This window comes from Inquilinus sp. CA228 (assembly GCF_052078665.1).
Lineage (GTDB): Bacteria > Pseudomonadota > Alphaproteobacteria > DSM-16000 > Inquilinaceae > Inquilinus.
Genome location: NZ_JBQJIK010000004.1, coordinates 1 through 16,719, shown reverse-complemented (window position 1 = coordinate 16,719; position 16,719 = coordinate 1). Strand labels below are relative to the sequence as shown.

General features: G+C 68.2%; 15 protein-coding genes. 7 read left to right on the top strand and 8 right to left on the bottom strand.

What is annotated here, in order from left to right; translation table 11 throughout:
• Positions 1 to 11 precede the first annotated feature (11 nt).
• The 8 genes from ACTOWL_RS02580 to ACTOWL_RS02545 form a co-directional block, all read right to left on the bottom strand.
• Positions 12 to 1,694, bottom strand: a complete 1,683-nt coding sequence (locus tag ACTOWL_RS02580; protein WP_441319625.1) for an FAD-dependent oxidoreductase — start codon at positions 1,692 to 1,694, stop codon at positions 12 to 14.
• A gap of 331 nt (positions 1,695 to 2,025) precedes the next feature.
• The gene (locus tag ACTOWL_RS02575) at positions 2,026 to 3,018 is read right to left on the bottom strand and encodes an aldo/keto reductase (protein WP_441319624.1); all 993 of its coding nucleotides are present in this window, start codon (positions 3,016 to 3,018) and stop codon (positions 2,026 to 2,028) included.
• Positions 3,002 to 3,982: a sugar-binding transcriptional regulator gene (locus ACTOWL_RS02570; protein ID WP_441319623.1), complete on the bottom strand. Its 981-nt coding sequence runs from the start codon at positions 3,980 to 3,982 to the stop codon at positions 3,002 to 3,004. The genes ACTOWL_RS02575 and ACTOWL_RS02570 overlap by 17 nt, the downstream gene beginning before the upstream one ends.
• Positions 3,983 to 3,987: 5 nt before the next feature.
• Positions 3,988 to 4,959 (bottom strand): ABC transporter permease, encoded by a 972-nt coding sequence (locus ACTOWL_RS02565; RefSeq protein ID WP_441319622.1) that lies wholly within the window; start codon positions 4,957 to 4,959, stop codon positions 3,988 to 3,990.
• Positions 4,956 to 6,494 carry a sugar ABC transporter ATP-binding protein gene (locus ACTOWL_RS02560; protein WP_441319621.1) on the bottom strand — a complete coding sequence of 513 codons (1,539 nt, stop codon included), beginning with the start codon at positions 6,492 to 6,494 and terminating at the stop codon, positions 4,956 to 4,958. Before ACTOWL_RS02560 ends, ACTOWL_RS02565 begins: the two co-directional genes overlap by 4 nt.
• A 69-nt stretch (positions 6,495 to 6,563) precedes the next feature.
• Positions 6,564 to 7,589, bottom strand: a complete 1,026-nt coding sequence (locus ACTOWL_RS02555; RefSeq protein ID WP_441319620.1) for a substrate-binding domain-containing protein — start codon at positions 7,587 to 7,589, stop codon at positions 6,564 to 6,566.
• A 614-nt stretch (positions 7,590 to 8,203) separates the two neighbouring features.
• Positions 8,204 to 8,602, bottom strand: a complete 399-nt coding sequence (locus tag ACTOWL_RS02550; protein ID WP_441319619.1) for a RidA family protein — start codon at positions 8,600 to 8,602, stop codon at positions 8,204 to 8,206.
• Between the two features lie 225 nt (positions 8,603 to 8,827).
• Positions 8,828 to 9,700, bottom strand: coding sequence for a GntR family transcriptional regulator (locus tag ACTOWL_RS02545; protein WP_441319618.1), 873 nt, complete (start codon positions 9,698 to 9,700; stop codon positions 8,828 to 8,830).
• 175 nt (positions 9,701 to 9,875) lie between these two features.
• On the opposite strand from ACTOWL_RS02545, the gene ACTOWL_RS02540 reads away from it, so the two are divergent.
• The 7 genes from ACTOWL_RS02540 to ACTOWL_RS02510 all read left to right on the top strand — a co-directional run.
• Positions 9,876 to 10,964, top strand: a complete 1,089-nt coding sequence (locus ACTOWL_RS02540) for an ABC transporter ATP-binding protein (RefSeq protein ID WP_441319617.1) — start codon at positions 9,876 to 9,878, stop codon at positions 10,962 to 10,964.
• Between the two features lie 23 nt (positions 10,965 to 10,987).
• Positions 10,988 to 12,028: an extracellular solute-binding protein gene (locus tag ACTOWL_RS02535; RefSeq protein WP_441319616.1), complete on the top strand. Its 1,041-nt coding sequence runs from the start codon at positions 10,988 to 10,990 to the stop codon at positions 12,026 to 12,028.
• Between the two features lie 5 nt (positions 12,029 to 12,033).
• On the top strand, positions 12,034 to 12,861 hold the full coding sequence (locus ACTOWL_RS02530; RefSeq protein ID WP_441319615.1) for an ABC transporter permease: 828 nt from the start codon (positions 12,034 to 12,036) through the stop codon (positions 12,859 to 12,861).
• On the top strand, positions 12,854 to 13,657 hold the full coding sequence (locus ACTOWL_RS02525; RefSeq protein WP_441319614.1) for an ABC transporter permease: 804 nt from the start codon (positions 12,854 to 12,856) through the stop codon (positions 13,655 to 13,657). Before ACTOWL_RS02530 ends, ACTOWL_RS02525 begins: the two co-directional genes overlap by 8 nt.
• Before the next feature lie 130 nt (positions 13,658 to 13,787).
• Complete coding sequence (locus ACTOWL_RS02520; protein ID WP_441319613.1) at positions 13,788 to 15,125, top strand: M24 family metallopeptidase; 1,338 nt, start codon at positions 13,788 to 13,790, stop codon at positions 15,123 to 15,125.
• A 5-nt stretch (positions 15,126 to 15,130) separates the two neighbouring features.
• The gene (locus tag ACTOWL_RS02515) at positions 15,131 to 15,778 is read left to right on the top strand and encodes a flavin reductase family protein (RefSeq protein WP_441319612.1); all 648 of its coding nucleotides are present in this window, start codon (positions 15,131 to 15,133) and stop codon (positions 15,776 to 15,778) included.
• 217 nt (positions 15,779 to 15,995) lie between these two features.
• Positions 15,996 to 16,719 (top strand): hypothetical protein (locus ACTOWL_RS02510; protein ID WP_441319611.1); only part of this gene is annotated, 724 nt, incomplete at its 3' end.

Sequence of the window (16,719 nt, the reverse complement as noted above, 5' to 3'; positions counted from 1 at the left end):
TTCAATCCCCATCAATGCGCGGCCTGCACGCGGTGGCGGCGGGCCATGATGTCCTCGAAGCGCGCGGCGGCGGCCATGCTCTCGGTATCGGTCCAGCCGAGGGCGGCGGCGACCAGGCCCCCGGCCTCGGCGACCAGGGCCGGCGAGATCCGGCCTTCCATCCCCAGCAGGGTGCGGCGCAGCAGCAGATCGCCGATGTCGCGCACCCGTTCGGTCTCGATCAGGTATTGCAGCTCGCGCCGCGAATAGTCCGGCGCGGCGGCGACCGGCGCGTCCGGCCCCTCGCCGAGGAAGCGGGCGACGGCGACGGCGCGGCTGCCGTAGCGCTCGCTCAGCGCCTGGAACCGCGCCAGCGGCAGGCCCGCGGCCACCGCCTGGTCCCGCTGCCAGCGCGACCGGGCGTCGGGATCGCGCGGAAAACCCCGGCCGCCGCCGATCGCCAGGTCGCGGGTGCCGACCCGGCGCGGCCGGCCGAGTTCGGCCAGGGCCAGGTCGGCGACCTCCTCGCCGAAGGCGCGGAAGGTGGTCCATTTGCCGCCGATCAGGGTCAGGACGGCGAAGGGCAGCGCGCCCGCCGGGTCGACCTCGACGGCATGGTCGCGGCTGATCCGCCCAGTCGCCTCGTCCTCGCTGACCGGCAGCGGCCGCACCCCCGTGAAGACATGGACGATCTCGTCCTCGCGCACCTCCAGCTCCGGGAAGATGCCGCTGAGCGCTTCGAGCATGTAGCGCTTCTCGTCGTCCAGGCAGACCGCGTCGTCGGGGTCGTCGATCCGGATGTCGGTGGACCCGACCATGGCGCCGCCGGCGTGGTTGAAGGCGATGCAGATGCGGCCGTCGGCGTTCTCGAAATAGATCATCCGGTCGCCCAGCGCCTCCTGCAGCCGCGGGTTGCGGATCATCAGATGCGAGCCCTTGGTGCCCTGGACGCGTCTGCGGTTGGTGGCCGGGCCGATGGCGCCGCCGACGAGGTCGACCCAGGCGCCGGTGGCGTTGACCACCACGCGCGGCGCGATCCGCCCGCTGGCGCCGGTCAACCGGTCGCGCCAGGCCAGGCCGTCGCCGTCGCGGCCGGTGATCTCGGTGTAGGAGAAGGCGCGGGCGCCGGTCTCGGCCTCGGTGTCCAGCAGCAGCTCGATGCCCAGCCGCTCCGGCTGGGTGACGCGGGCGTCGTAGTACAGCACCCCCGCCACCGCCCGCCGGGTGATCCCCTTGGCCAGCCGCTGCAGCTTGGCCCGGCCGATGCCGCGGTGCCGCGGCATGGTCCGGCTGCGCCAGGACAGCAGGTCGTAGAGCGCGAGCCCGGCCCGGATCATCAGGCCCGGCCGCGCCTTCGGCCGTTCGGCGATGCCGAGGAAGGCCCCGATCGTCGCCAGCGTGCCGCGCAGCCGGGCCGTCACCGGCACCAGCGTCGGCAGCGGAAAGACGTAGTGCGGCGCGTTGCGCAGCAGCCGGTCGCGCTCCTGCAGCGACTGGCGGACCAGCCGGAACTCGCCGTTCTCCAGATAGCGCAGGCCGCCATGCACCATGCGGGACAAAGCGGCGCTGGCGCCGGAGCAGAAATCGTCGCGCTCGACCAGCACCACGTCGATGCCCTGCAGCGCCAGCTCGCGGAAGGTGCTGATGCCGTTGATCCCGCCGCCGATCACCAGGACGTCGGCCCGCTCGGGGATGGACGAGCCATTGCCGGTCATTGTCTCGTGTCCTGACTCGCGATGGGCTGATACGGAAATCGGGCGCCCCTTCCAGATTGCCTCTCCCGCTTGCGGGAGAGGTCGGAGCCGCGCCAGCGGCTCGCGGTGAGGGCCAGCGGCGGCGGCGGCCCCGCGGCCGCGATCCCGGAAGCCGAGGCCTCAGTATCCAGAGCGGATCATCCGCGCGCTTACCGCAGGGCCGTTCTCTCGGCGAGACCGCAAGGGCCCTCACCCGGTCTCGCTTCGCGAGCCCGACCTCTCCCGCAAGCGGGAGAGGCAATCTGCTTTTGCGCCCCAGGATCTGTGAGTCGGACATTTCGTGGGACCGGTCCTACGCGGCCGCCGCGACCGGGCCGAGATGGGTGGCGATGGCGCGGTCGATCGCCGCCAGCTCGTCCGCCGCCAGGCGTAATTCTCCCGCCCGCGCATTCGCCCGGGCCTGGTCGGCGTTGCGCGCGCCGCACAGGGCGAAGGTGATGCCGGGCTGCGCCAGGGTCCAGGCGATCACCACATCGGCGACCTCCACCCCATGGTCGCGGGCGATGCCGCCGAGGTCGGCGGCGAAGGCGGCGACCAGGCGCCGATTCTCGACCGAGAAGCGCGGGTTGGTGCGGCGCAGGTCGTCGCCGTCGAAGCTCCGCTCCGGCCCGATCCGGCCGGTCAGCAGGCCCAGCGCCAGGCTGGAATAGCTGATCACGGCGATGCCGGCCTGGCGGCAGGGCGGGATCAGCGTCTGCTCGAGCCCGCGGTCGAGCATGTTGTAGGCCTCCTGCACGCAGTCGACCTGCCCTGCGGCGCGATAGGCGGCGAGATCCTCGACGCTGGCGTTGCTGATGCCGATGGCCTTGGTCTTGCCCTCGGCCTTCAGCGCCAGCAGCGCCGCCATGGTCTCGGCGATCGGGGTCGTCGGGTCCTGCCAATGGGTGATCAGCACGTCGACATGGTCGGTGCGCAGGCGGCGCAGACTGGTCTCCAGCTCCTGCCGCACCGACTCCGCGCCGAGATAGCGGTGGATGGTCTTGTCGTCCTGGCCGACGAAGGGGCGGCCCTTGTCGGTGTCCCAGACCAGGCCGCATTTGGTCACCAGCACGACCTCGTCGCGGCGGCCCTCGACCGCGCGGCCGACCAACGCCTCGGCCCGGCCGAGGCCGTAGGCCGGGGCGGTGTCGATCAGGGTGACGCCGGCATCCAGCGCGGCGCGGATCGCCGCGACCGAGGCATCGTCGTCGCCGCCGCCCCACAGCCAGCCGCCCATGGCCCAGGTGCCGAGCCCCACCGCGCTGGCGGGGATCCCGCTGGCCCCGATCTCACGCTGCATCTGCATCCTTGCCCTCCAGCTTTTCGACGACCGCACGCGCCGTCCGGTCGTCCGTGATCAAATGGCCCAGCGCGCCGCCGCGCAGCACCGCGGCGATGGCCGCGACCTTGCGCTCGCCCGAGGCGACCGCGATCCGCCGCGGGATCCCCGCCAGCTCGTCCAGCGTCAGCGCCACCAGCCGGCGGTTCGACGGGTGGTCGCAGGGGCGGCCGTCGCGGTCGACCAGATGGGCCAGCAGCTCCGCCTCGGCGCCGACGCGCTCGATCGCGCCGCGGTCGGCCGTGTCCGACAGGGTCAGGTAGGTGGCGTGCTCGTCGCGCACCGAGCCGATGCCGAACAAGGCGACATCGGCGGCGCGCGCCATGTCGAGCACGCTGCGGATGGTCGACACCGACAGCAGCGCCGCCCGCTCCGCCTCGTTCGCCGCGAAGATCGGGGCGTGCAGCTGGTAGGCCTTGCCGCCCAGCTTCTCGGCCAGGGCGACGGCGACGTGGTTCACATCGGTGCGGAACTTGCCCTGGACGCCGCCGGTGGCCGGCACGACGCGGACGTCATAGGCCCGCGGCGGGGCCAGCGCCTCGATCGTGGCGCAGAGGGCGACGCCGCCGGAGACGGCGATGGTCATGCCGTCGGCCAGGCCTTCCAGCAGCGTGGTCGCCGCGGCCTCGGCCGCCGCCTTCAGCACGATCGCCGGATCGGTCGAGACCGCGGCCACCGCCACGGCCGAGTCCAGGCCGCCGAGGCGCTTCAGCGTCACCGACAGCCCCTCCTCCGCGTCGAAGGGCGAGCGGATGCGGATGTCGACCAGGCCGCGCTCATGCCCCTCGCGGATCATGCGGTTGACGCTGGCCGGCGAGATGCCGATCGCCGCCGCGATATCCGCCTGGGAGCGGTGCTCCTGGTAGAACATGACCAGGACGCGATGGATGTTTCGCAGTCGTTCGGATTCGCTGTAGAGCGGGCGCGGCATCGGTCTCAGCCCCGGGCTTTGTTCATGTTGAGGAGGTGATCGATCGTCACCGCCACCAGCAGGATGGCGCCGCGGATGATGTCCTGCCAGTACACCGGCACGTTCAGCAGGATCAGCGAGGAGGTGACCAGCGACAGCAGCGCCGCCCCCAGCACCGCGCCGGCGATGGTGCCGGACCCGCCGTTCAGGCTGGCCCCGCCGATCACCGCGGCGGCGATGACGCTGAGCTCCATGCCGACGCCGAATTGCGGGGTGGCGGCGCCGAACCGGGCCATGTAGACCACGCCCGCAATGCCGGCCAGGGTGCTGCACAGCGTGGCGCAGATGATCTTGGTCCGCCTGGTGTCGATGCCGGAGAAGCGGGCCGCCTTCTCGTTGCTGCCGGTGTAGTAGACCCGCCGGAACAGCACCGATTTGCGCAGCAGCACGTCGAACACGGCGATCAGCACCAGGAAGATCAGGATCACGAAGGGCAGGCCGCCGATGCTGCCCTGGCCGACGAATTTGAACGACTTCGGCAGCGAGAACAGCGACTGCGGCGTGCCCTGGGTCAGCAGCAGGCTGAGGCCGCGGGTGATCACCATGAAGGCCAGCGACACGATGAAGAAGTGCAGCCCGATCCGGGTGACGCACAGCCCCATCAGGAAGCCGATGGCGCCACAGGACGCGACCGCGATCAGGCTGGCCGACCAGGGGTCCAGTCCGGCTAGGAACAGCGTGCCGCCGATCACCATCGACAGGCAGACCACCGACCCGACCGACAGGTCGATGCCGCCGACGATCAGGAGGATGGTCATGCCGATGACCACGATCCCCTCGATCGAGAAGGACAAGAGGATCGCCCGCATGTTCGACAGGGTCAGGAAATAGGGCGACGCGAAGCTCATCGCCACGAACAGCAGGGCGATGATGGCCAGGAGGCCGAATTCGCGGACCCGGACGACGCGCATCATCGGCGTCACGGCGGCCATGCTCATCTGATGTCTCCCACAACGGCGCGACGCATCGCGCCGGGCCTGCGTTCCTGGTTCCCGAGGCCCGAGGCCAGTTGCATAATCGCCTCCTCGGTCATCTCGCCGGCCTTGAGCTCGCCGGCCAGGCGGCCTTCGTGCAGGACCAGGATGCGGTCGCTGATGCCGATCAGCTCCGGCAGCTCGGACGAGATGGCAACGATGCCGGCGCCCTGGTCGGCGAGCTCGCGGAGGATGGCGTAGATCTGCGCCTTGGCGCCAATGTCGACGCCGCGCGTCGGCTCGTCGACGAACAGGATGCGCGGGTTGACCGCCAGCAGCCGGGCCAGCGCCACCTTCTGCTGGTTGCCGCCGCTCAGCGTCGCCACCGGCTGGTGCACGCCGGTGCAGCGGATGCCCAGGCGCTGGCGCATCGCCTCGGCCAGCGCCGCCTCGCGCCGGCGGCTGACCATGACCGGGCCCGACACCAGCCGCAGGTCCAGCGACGAGACGTTCTGGGCGATCGACAGGTCGAGGAAGACGCCGTTGCCCTTGCGGTCCTCGCTCAGATAGACCAGCCCCTGGCGGATCGCGGCGGGATAGTCCCCCGGCGGCACCTCGGCGCTGTCGCAGGTGACGCGGCCGGAAGCGCGCCGGGCCAGGCCGCAGATCGCCTGCACCGTCTCGGTGCGGCCGGAGCCGATCAGCCCGCCGAGGCCGACGATCTCGCCCGGCCGGACCTCGAAGCCGACATCGCGGACGATGCCGCCGTCGGACAGGCCCTCGACCTTGAGCAGCGGGGATCCTGTGGCCGGGCCGCGGCGCGGCGGGTACAGGTCCAGCAGCGGCCGGCCGACCATCTTCGCCGCCACCTGCTCCGGCGTGGTCGCCGCGGTCTGCAGCGTCTCGACATAGGCGCCGTCGCGGAACACGGTGATGCGGTCGGCGATGGCGAAGATCTCGGCCATGCGATGGCTGATATAGATGATGCCGATCCCCCGCGCCTGCAGGCCGCGGATGATGGCGAACAGCGCCTCGGCCTCCGCCTCGGTCAGCGCCGCCGTCGGCTCGTCGAGGATCAGCACCCGGCAGTTCAGGGTCAGGGCCTTGGCGATCTCGACGATCTGCTGGCTGGCGATCGGCAACTCGCCGGCCCGCACGTCGACCGGCACCGGATGCAGGCTGGCCAGCACAGCCTCGGCCCGCCGCTTCAGGTCGCGCGTGTCCAGCCACAGGCTGCGCCGGCCATTGGTCTCGGCCATGAAGATGTTCTCGGCCACGGTGGCGTCGGGGCAGAGCGCGATCTCCTGGTGCACCAGCCCGATGCCCAGCGCCTGGGCCGCAGCCGGGCTGGGGATCCGCACCGGCTTGCCGTCCAGGCTGACCGTGCCGCGGTCGGGCTGGTGCACGCCGCCCAGCACGTTCATCAGCGTCGACTTGCCGGCGCCGTTCTCGCCCATCAGGGCGTGCACCTCGCCGGCGTTCAGCTCGAACCGCACGCCGGACAGCGCGCGGACCGGGCCGAAGCTCTTGGCGATGTCGTGGACGGAGAGCAGGGACATGGGACGTCGAAGGCTTTCCTGGTCGCGGAGGCCGGCCGGGGCGGTCCCGGCCGGCGGTCGGATCGGCGATTACTCGTCGATGCCCTTGGTGCCGCGGCGCTGCAGATACTTGTCCCAGTAGAAGTCGTCGGCATTGGCCGCCGTGACCACGGCGTAGCCGTTGTCGATGAACGGGATCACCATCGGGTTCCGGCCGGCGCCCTTGGCGTCGTTCATCGGGTCGATCAGGTCGGGATGGGCGGCGAGATACAGCGCCATGAAGCCCATATAGCCCTGCATGCCCTGGTTCGGGTTGACCGAGCCGAAGACCTGGCCGGCCTTGATCATGTCGAGGATCTTGGCGTTCACATCGGCGGTCATGACCTTGATCTTACCGCCGAGCTCGACGCTGGCCTGGGCGGCGCCGAGGGCCGAGTTCGCCTCCGGCATGAACAGCGCGCCGAGGTTCGGGTTGGCCTGGGCCATCGACAGCACGGCCTGGTACGCCTTGTTCGGGTCCTGGTTCGAGGCGGCGCGGGCCACCAGCTTCATGTCCGGCCACTTCTCCTCCATCCGCTTGATGAAGGCGGCGACGCGGCGGTCGTGGTTGTCCTGGCCCGGATTCTCCAGCACGCCGTATTCGCCCTTGCCGCCCATCGCCTCGGCCACGGCGTCGGCGGCGCCCTTGCCCTCGAGGTCGTTGTTCGAGGTGATGAAGGCGGTGCGGTTCGAGTTCGGCGAATCCGCCGCGAAGGTGACGATCGCCGTGCCCTGCTCGATCGCGCGGTTGATCGGCTCGATGAACGGGTCCGAGTTCATCGGATGCACCAGGATGCCCTTGGGCTGGCGCGCCAGGATCTGGTCGAAGCTGGCGATCTGCTTGGTGACGTCGTAGTCGGGCGTGCCGGTGTAGATGGTCTCGCAGCCCATCTGTTTGCCGGCCTGCTTGAACATCTCGTAGACCGGGAACCAGTACTCGACGCCCGAGACCATCACATTCATGGCGTAGAGCTCGCCCGGCGCGCAGCGGAACGGCTCGGCGGCTCCGGCCGGGGCGGCGGACAGCATGGCCGCCAGGGCGGCGCCCGCCAGGATCCGGGTACGCAAGGTCTTCATCTCTCGTCCTCCCTAGCTCCGGCAGCGGCATCCGCGGCCGATTGTTGATGTATATTTCTATATCTGAAATTTCTTCCGTCCAAGAAAGCGGGCTTTGCCGGCGGCGTCAAGCGCTTTGTCGGCAGGCAAAGAAAAAGGGGCGCGCCGGATCCCGCTTGTGCGGAACCGACGCGCCCCTTGGGGTCGATCGAGGATGGATGGATCAGAGCATGATCGTTTCAGGCCAGATCACGCCGGCGCACCCGAGCCGAAGACCACCAGCATGCCAGTCGTCTTCCTATTGCCTCTCCCGCCTGGCGGGACCTTTTCAGAATTTCGATCACTTGAACCGACGCATGCTTTCCACTCTCCCCCTCCCCTCGCGGGAGGGGGTAGGGGGAGGGGGTGTCGATGACGGGAGCCAGCGTGGAATTGGCCAGACTTCTGCGGGGCCGGTGATGACGCTCGACATCAATTCCATCGGCAGCAGACCCCTCCCCCTGCCCCCTCCCGCAAGGGGAGGGGGAGGATGAAAGGATAGGCTGGCCCAAACGGCGGTGTTCCGAAAACCTCCCGCAGGAGCGGCAACGCCCGCTACGACCCCACCAGCGCGATCCGACCCGAAATCACCTGGCTCAGCCAGCCTGGGGAATGCGCGCGATGACCTTGATCTCGAAATCGAAGCCCGCCAGCCAGTTCACGCCGACCGCGGTCCAGTTCGGATAGGGCGGCTCGCCGATCGCCTTCAGCCGGATCGGGTTGATCGTCTCCCACTGCGCCGCCGGGTCGGTGTGGAAGGTGGTGACGTCGACGACGTCCTCGAAGGTGCAGCCGGCGGCCTTCAGCACGGCCGCGAGATTGTCGAAGGCGAGCTGGACCTGCTTGGCGAAGTCCGGCTCGGGCGACCCGTCCTCGCGGCTGCCGACCTGGCCCGAGACGAACAGCAGATCGCCCGAGCGGATCGCCGCCGAATAGCGGTTGATCTCGTAAAGCGCCTGCCGCCCGGCAGGGAAGATCGCATCGCGCTTGGCCATCGTTTGACTCCTGTGCAGACAAGGCGGACAGCCCGGCCGTCGCGACGATCGCCCGGCTTCAAGGTTCTGGCCCGCTGACCGGGACGAGCACTCACATACGCCCCGTATGTCGCCATATCGGAACATGCGGGGCGCATGTCAATACGCATACGCGACGTATGTCTCTTTGGAACGGAGTGAATCGCTTGGCATACTCGGGCCTGAGCGCCGCCTCGGCAGCTCCCGTCATTGAGTTGAGAAATTGGCCAGCACCGCCTCGAAGGTATGGCGGTCGCCATGGTCCTGGGTCAGCCGGACCCGCCCCTCGATGTCCGCCAGGTGCTCGGCCATCAGGTGCTGCGCACGTTTAAGGTCCTTGTCTCGCACGGCGGAAAGAATGGCTCTGTGATGGTCGGTGCCGCAGTCGTCATGGTGCTCGTCCTCGTAGAGCGCCATCACCAGCGACAACCGCGCCACGACCTTTTCCAGGAGCTCCGCCAAGACCCCGTTTCCGCTGATGCGCGCCAGCTCGACATGGAATTGCCCGGACAGGCCGGCCTTCGCCTTCTCGTCCGTGCCCTGATGAACGGCGTGCTCCTGCTCGATGAGGGCGTCGAGCCGATCGCAGTCGGCGGCCGAAGCGCGCCCGATCGCCAGTTCGAGGATCACGCGTTCGATCGATCTACGGGCCTCGAACAGCTCCTGGGCCTGGCCGATGGAGGGCTCGGCGACAAAGGAGCCACGGTTTCGCTTACGCTCCAGCAGATGGTCATGCTCGAGAATGCCCAGCGCACCGCGCACGACCGTCCGGCTCACCCCGAAGTGCTCGGCGATCGCGTCCTCCAGAATCTTGGATCCCGGCCTCAGCGCACCTTCGCGGATGGCCGCGGCCAAGGTCGCGCAGATCCGGTCGCTGACGTCTTCCGTCGCGTCCACGGATTCGAGCCGCGCCTCCTGAGGTTGGGTCTGCGGTTTGGCGCGGCGTTTTACGCTGGTTCGCACTGCGATCTCCGTATGGCGGCTGCCCACATTTACACCAATTGGCGCGTTTGGATGCGCTATTTTTTTCGCATATCCGTTTGAAAATTTTGTCGAACAAAGTTTCGTAACTTTGTTCATCGAACAAATTTTCCATATAATTCAGCTTGTTAACTGAGTATTGTTGTTGCTCACACGGGTTGGCACGACGCTTGCTTCCTTAGAATACATGAATACGAACCCCGCTCCCGCGCAGTCCACACCAGACCCTGGGCCCGGCACCGCCACAGCGGCACGAATCCCGTCGGCCGCGCCGATGAGCGCTCGCGCCCTGTCGGTGCGCGATCTCACGCATTCTTATGGAGGAACCGCGCCGGCGGTCGACGATGTCAGCTTCGATGTGCCCGCCGGCGAGATCGCGGCCCTGCTGGGACCGAGCGGCTGCGGCAAGTCCACCGTGCTTCGTGCGATCGCCGGCCTGATCCGGCCCAACCGCGGCACCATCTCGCTGGGAACGACGAACCTCACGGTTCTGTCCGCCCGGGCGCGCGGCATCGGCATGGTCTTCCAGAACTATGCGCTGTTTCCTCATCTGACGGTCGCCGAGAACATTGCCTATCCGCTGGCCTGCCAGCGTGTGCCGCGACCCGAGCGGCGCGCCAGGGTCGCCGAACTGCTTGCGCTGATCCGCCTCGACGGTTTTGGCAGCCGCCTGCCGCGCGAGCTGTCGGGCGGCCAGCAGCAGCGCGTGGCTGTCGCGCGCGCTCTCGCGTCCCGGCCGTCGCTGCTGCTGCTCGACGAACCCTTCGGGGCGCTGGACCGGGCGCTGCGTTTCGATCTCCAGGTCGAGATGCTGCGCCTGCAGAAATCGCTCGGCGTCACCACGCTGATCGTCACCCACGACCAGGAGGAGGCGCAGAGCCTGGCGACCCGGCTGGTCCTGATGAATCGGGGCCGCGTCGAGCAGATCGACAGCCCGACCACCGTCTACGACCGTCCGAAGAGCCTCTTCGTCAACAGCTTCATCGGCCATGCAAGCCGGCTTTCGGGCGTTGTCGAAGCCTCTCGCGGCCGAGAGGCCATGGTGAGGCTTTCGACGGGCGATACCCTCGTGCTGACGCGCGATCTCCACTTCATCGCCGGCGCGCCCGTGGTCGTCACCTGCCGGCCCGAGGACGTGCGCCTCCTTGCTGTCCCTGGGCCGGCAACGATCGAGGCGCGCCTGACCATCTCCGTTCCACTCGGGCCGACCCTGGTCCACGACCTCCAGCTGGTCGACGGAACCGAGATCCGCGCCACCGAGATGCGCGGTGCTGCAGGCAGTGCGGCCGTCCCGGGCGACCGGGTCTACATCCAGGTCGACACCGACCGGTGTCACGTCTTCCCGCGCGACGCCGCCGACTGATCCAACAGGAGAGGTGCCATTCCATGACCGGATTCGGATTGAACAGACGCGGTTTCGGGCTCCTTGCGGCAGGAGTCGCAGCAACCGCACTGCTGCCCGCCAGGGCGCGCGCCGCCGGCTCGCTCGTCGCCGCGACGTTTCCCGGCAGTTGGGAGGATGCCTACCGGCGGGTGCTGACGCCGCTCGTTTCGGCGGCCGGCTACGACCTCACCATTGCGCCTGCCCTGGCCCAGGATCAGCTGGCGAAGGTCCAGGCAAGCCCGGACAATCCGGCTTACGACACGCTTCTGATGTCGCCCGGCCAGGGCGCGGTCGCGATCGAGAACGGGCTGATCCAGAAGATCGATCCGGGCAAGCTTTCCAACTGGAGCATGCTCGATCCCGCCTTCCAGGGAGAGTACGGCCCGACGGTCACGGTCGAGGTCAACGGCATCGCCTACAATCCCGAGATGGTGCCGAAGCCTGCCGGCTATCGCGATCTGTTCGAGAATCCGGCCTATGCCGGCAAGGTGTCCTGGACGGGGTTCGGGTCGAACACCGCGGTCATGGCCTACACCCAGCTGGCGAGGATCTTCGGCACGGGTCCGGACGACATGGATTCGGTCTTCAAGCTGTTCAAGGACCATCCCGAGAACCTCAAATCCGTCATCGACAGCACCAACCACCAGATGACGCTGTATCAGCAGGGCGAGATCGCGGTGTTCATGTGCTCGACCAACAATGTGGCGCGCCTGAAAGCGCTGGGCCTCGCGGCGGAGTTCGCCCACCCCGAGACGGGGTCCCCGGCGGCGCCCGTCAACATCCACCTGGCCAGGGGGTCGAGCAATGTCGACGCGGCCTATGCCTACATGGATGCCGCCATCTCGAAGGCTGCCCAGGACGTCCTGAAGATGCCGCCTTCGGAGATGTTTCCGACCAACCGGGACGTCGAGCTGACACCCGGCATCGAGGCCTATGTCACGCGCGACCAGGTCGCATCGCTGGTCTATCCGGACTGGTCGCTGATCAACAAGAACCGGGCCGTCTGGATCAGGGCGTTCGACACCCTCGTGGCAGGGGGATGACGACGATGAGGTCGAGCGGCGCTCCGTATCTCCTTCCGATGCTCCTGCTCTCGGTGGTGTTCTTCGTGACGCCGCTCGCCCTGCTCATTGCCTACAGCTTCTCCGGAAAGACCGGCATCTCGCTCGACAACTATGCCGCGTTCCTCGGCGATCCGTTCAATTTCCGGGTGCTGATGAACACCGTCCGGCTCGGCGTCCTGACCGTCATCGGAACGACGTTGCTCGGCATTCCGATCGCGCTGCTCTACTGGCACAGCGGGTCCCGGACACGGCAAGTCATCGTCTTCCTGTCACTGATTCCGATGCTGACGAGCAACGTCGTCCGCACCTTTGCGTGGATCGTCATTCTCGGTCGCCAGGGGCCGATCAGCCAGACCTTGCTCGGCCTCGGCTTCACCGGGCAACCCATCAGCCTGATGTTCACCGAGCTGGGGCTGGTGCTGGCCATGTGCCAGATCGACCTGCCGCTGATCATCCTGCCTCTGATCGCCGTGCTGTCGCGCGTCAACACGCAGTTGACCGATGCCGCCGAAGTGGCTGGAGCCGGACCGTGGCGGGTATTCCTGACCGTGCTGCTTCCGCTCATGCTGCCCGGCCTGCTCGCCGGCTGGATCCTGGTCTTCGCCAGCACCAGCGCATCCTTCGTGACCCAGGCGGTGATCGGCGGCGCCCGCAACGTCTATATGCCGCAGCTCATCTATCGCGAGGTCGGCGTGCTGTTCGACTGGCCCCTGGCGTCCGCGATTGCGGTGGTCCTGCTGCTGTCCACCGGAAGCCTTCTTCTGGCCCTGTCCGCCATCGCCCGTCATCGGAGGCTCGTCGGCCATGCGTGAAGCAGCATCGACCTCTCTCTATCGGGCCTTTGTCTACGGTATCGGCGGGCTGGCCATCCTCTACCTCATCGCGCCGATCGTCATCGCCCTGGTGATGTCGTTCACGGCCGGCCAGACGCTCCAGTTCCCGCCGCAAGGTCTCTCCCTGCGCTGGTACGCGGCCCTTCTCGATCCGGTCGTATCGGCGACGGAACATATCGCCGCGTTCAATTCGCTGAAGATCGCCGGCCTCGCGGTGGTCGGCTCGTTGCTGTTCGCGGTGCCCGCCAGCATCGGCATGGCCCGCATCCGGGGCCGGGCGGCCAACCTCACCGAGCCGCTGCTCCTGGCGCCGCTGGTGCTGCCCAGCCTGGTCTATGGGCTCGCGGCGTTGGTCGTATCCAGCCTCGTCGGCCTCCGGCCATCGCTTTGGCTCACGGTTGCCGGGCATATCGTGGTGTTCGGGCCGTTGATGTACCGCGCGGCGGCCGTCATCGCGCAGGGCATGGACCCGTCGCTGGAGGAAGCATCGACCACCCTGGGCGCGACGCCCGTGACCACGCTGCGGCGGGTGACCCTGCCGCTGCTGGTTCCGGGCATCCTGGCCGGCGCTTTCCTGGTGTTCATCCAATCGCTCGACAACGTCTCGGTCTCACTCTTCCTCGCCGATGCGCGCACCACGGTTCTTCCGCTTCGCATGTTCGCGATGATCGAGGAATCCCTCGATGTCCGGGTCGCCGCGATGTCCGGCATCCTGATCGCCGTGACGCTCGTCGTCGTGGTCGCCGGCCGCAAACTCTTCGGTCCCTCCCGTTAACGCCGATCCCGCCCTCCGCGGGCGCAAAAAGGAACATTGCGTCGTGACCATGCACCGTATTCCGGCGTCCGGACGCCGGATCGAATCCCTGCTGGCCGATTTCGAACCCGATTTCGAATTCAGCCCGCCCTTGGCCCTGCCGGACGACGAGTTCGCGGAGCGGGTGCGCCGCATCCGCCGCGAGGCGGTGCTGGCGGAGCACGATGCGCTGGTCATCCACACCGACATGGTCGGCTGGTTCCACACCTCCAACGCCTATCTGCGCTACGTCTGCGACTGGATGCGCGAGGGCGTGCTGATCATTCCGACCGACAGCGACAAGGAGATGGTGCTGCTGTCGTTTTTCACCCAGTCGGTCATCCTGCCGCCGGGCGGTGAACCGGTCGGCGTGGACCAGATCTGGCAGATCGGCGCGATCGGCCGCGAATATGCCGACCGGCCGGGCTCGTCGACGGCAAGGACCGCAGAAGCCGCCGCGAAGATCCTGTGCGACCTCGGACTTTCCGCCGGGCAGATCGGCCGGCTCGGCGACCGGACCAGCTCATCCCTGTTCGGCCATCTCGACGAACTGATGCCGAAGGCGAAGTTCGTCTCCGACAACCCGATCATCGACCGCATGCAGAAGATCCGCTCGCCGCGCGAGATCGAGATGGTCCGGGCGGCCGCGCAGCTGATCTCCATCGGCACCCAGGCCGCCTATCATGTCACCCGTGCCGGCGTGACCGACGCCGAGATCTATGCGGCCTTCACCTTCGCCCAGCTGGCCCGCGGCGGCGAGACCGGCGACGGCTACCAGATCGGCGTCAACCAATACGGCACGCATTGCGGCAAGCCCTACGGCCGCGTGGTGCGGACCGGCGATCTGATCAATCTCTATATCTCCAACGTCACCTATCAGGGCTATACGGCGCAGACCGCACGCATGGTCGCGGTGGGCGAGATCACGGCGCGGCAGGAGAAGGTGCTCGCCGCCTGCACCGACGGCGTCAGGCGCGCGGAACGGCTGATCCGACCCGGCGCGCTCGTCAGCGATATCAACAATGCGGCGTTCAGCTCCTACATCGAGCATGGTCTGCTCACCTCGCCGCATGCGCGCACCATGCCGTACAACTGGCAGGCGGCCGACGATGGCGGGCCGCGGCTCGTGCCGATGCAGTATGTGGCGGACGCCGACTGGGAGGCACGCGGACGCAGGCTGATGCATGTCTATCCCGCCACCCACGGGCCCCATAATCCGAATCTCGGTCATTCGGTCGGCATGGCCGGCGCGCAGAACAGCTTCAATGTCTCCTCGCACAACCATGACAGGCTCGAGGAAGGAATGGTGTTCGTGCTGCACGCCCAGTGGCTCGAAGCCCAGTCGGCCGGCTGCAATATCGGGGATTGCTACCTCGTCACCTCCGACGGCTTCGAGAACCTCAGCCGCCACACGCCGCTCGAAACCTTCCGTGTGCCGGGGGACCGATGAACGGCGTGGACAAGCCCGAGCACACCCATTTCGATTTCTCGGCGCTGACGGAGCGCCAGCGCTACAAGCTCCTGATCGGAACCGTCATTCCCCGGCCGATCGCGCTGGTGACGACCCTGAGCCGCGACGGCCGCCCCAATGCCGGGCCGTTCAGCTTCTTCAATGTGCTGACCCACGATCCGGCGATCGTCGCCATCGGCGTGGAGAATCACGCCGATATGAGCTTCAAGGACACCGCACGCAGCATCCGCGAGACCGGCGAGTTCACCGTGCACATCTGTGACACCGCCCTGGTCGATCGGATGGAGATCTGTGCCATCAAGTTCGGTCCCGAGGTCGATGAGCTGAAGCAAGCCGGCCTCGAGACGGTGCCGGGCGAAATGGTGCGCAGCCCGAGGATCGTGGCAGCGCCGGCGGCGCTGGAATGCCGCCGATACATGACCCTTCAGATCAGCCCGGCGCGCGAGATCATTCTCGGCGAGGTTCTGGGGGTGTTCGTGCGCGCCGACGCCGTCGACCCGCGGAGCCTGCACATTGACCAGCACAAGATGGACGCGATCGGCCGGCTCGGCGGACACAGCTACGCGCGAACACAAGACCAGTTCGAAATCAAGACGATGACCCCCGACCAGTTCTGCCAGCGCCGAGCATAGCTTAGTATCAAGCCCGCCCGGACCCACGATCCGATTGTCACCTTTCCGGGCCATCGCCGGCGATTGAGGCGCTGTCCGGAACCGGGCGCCTCATCATCCAAAAAGTGCGCGCCCATACTATACAAGCGGCAAGCCGCTTGCGCACCGCCGGTCCCGCCGAATCACTAAACACAATGTGCATTGCGCTCGCCTGCGCGACTCGTTCATGATAGGTTCCATGAAGGAGATCCCTGCCGATTTCGACCCCCAGGCCTATGGCCGCGGCTGCGCCCTGCAGCAATGCGAGATGCTGACGCGCTTGGCCGAGATCGGCATGCAGCTGGCCGAGGCGGCCGGCGCTCGCGCCCTCGCCGCCCAGGTCCCGGAGGCTTCGGCTCAGACCGAGGCCCCGGCTGCGAATGGGACGGCCGAGGCGTCGGACGGGCAACCCCCGGCGGCTCAGCCTCCGGCTGCGGCCCCGGACCCCGGGCTCGCCTTCGCCCGCTACGCCCATCTGGTGCGCCAGACCCTGGCCCAGCGCGCCCGCGCCGTGAGGGACTTGTGCGCCCGCGACGGCGGCCGCGAGGCCCGCCGCGCCCGCCATCGGGAGGAGGTGGAGGACGTCATCATCCGCCTGATCGGGGACGACCGTGGCACCGACCGCGCCCGCTTCTCCGATCTCAGGATGCAGCTCGACGAGGCGTTGGTCCAACTCTATGGCGACCGGGACGACCCGGTCGAGGACCGCACGGTCCCGTCGGTCGTGGCCGGCCTGGTCTGCGGCCTCGGCCTGGTCCGGCAGTGGCGCCGCCGGCAGCCGCGCTACGAGAACGGCCGCCCGGGCCTGCCGGCCGGCACCCCGGCCGAGATCCGGGCCGAGCGCGCCCGCCGCCGGACCGCGGTCGTCGCCATGACCGACCAGTGCATCGTCGAGGTCGGCGACCCCGCCCGGATCGCCGACC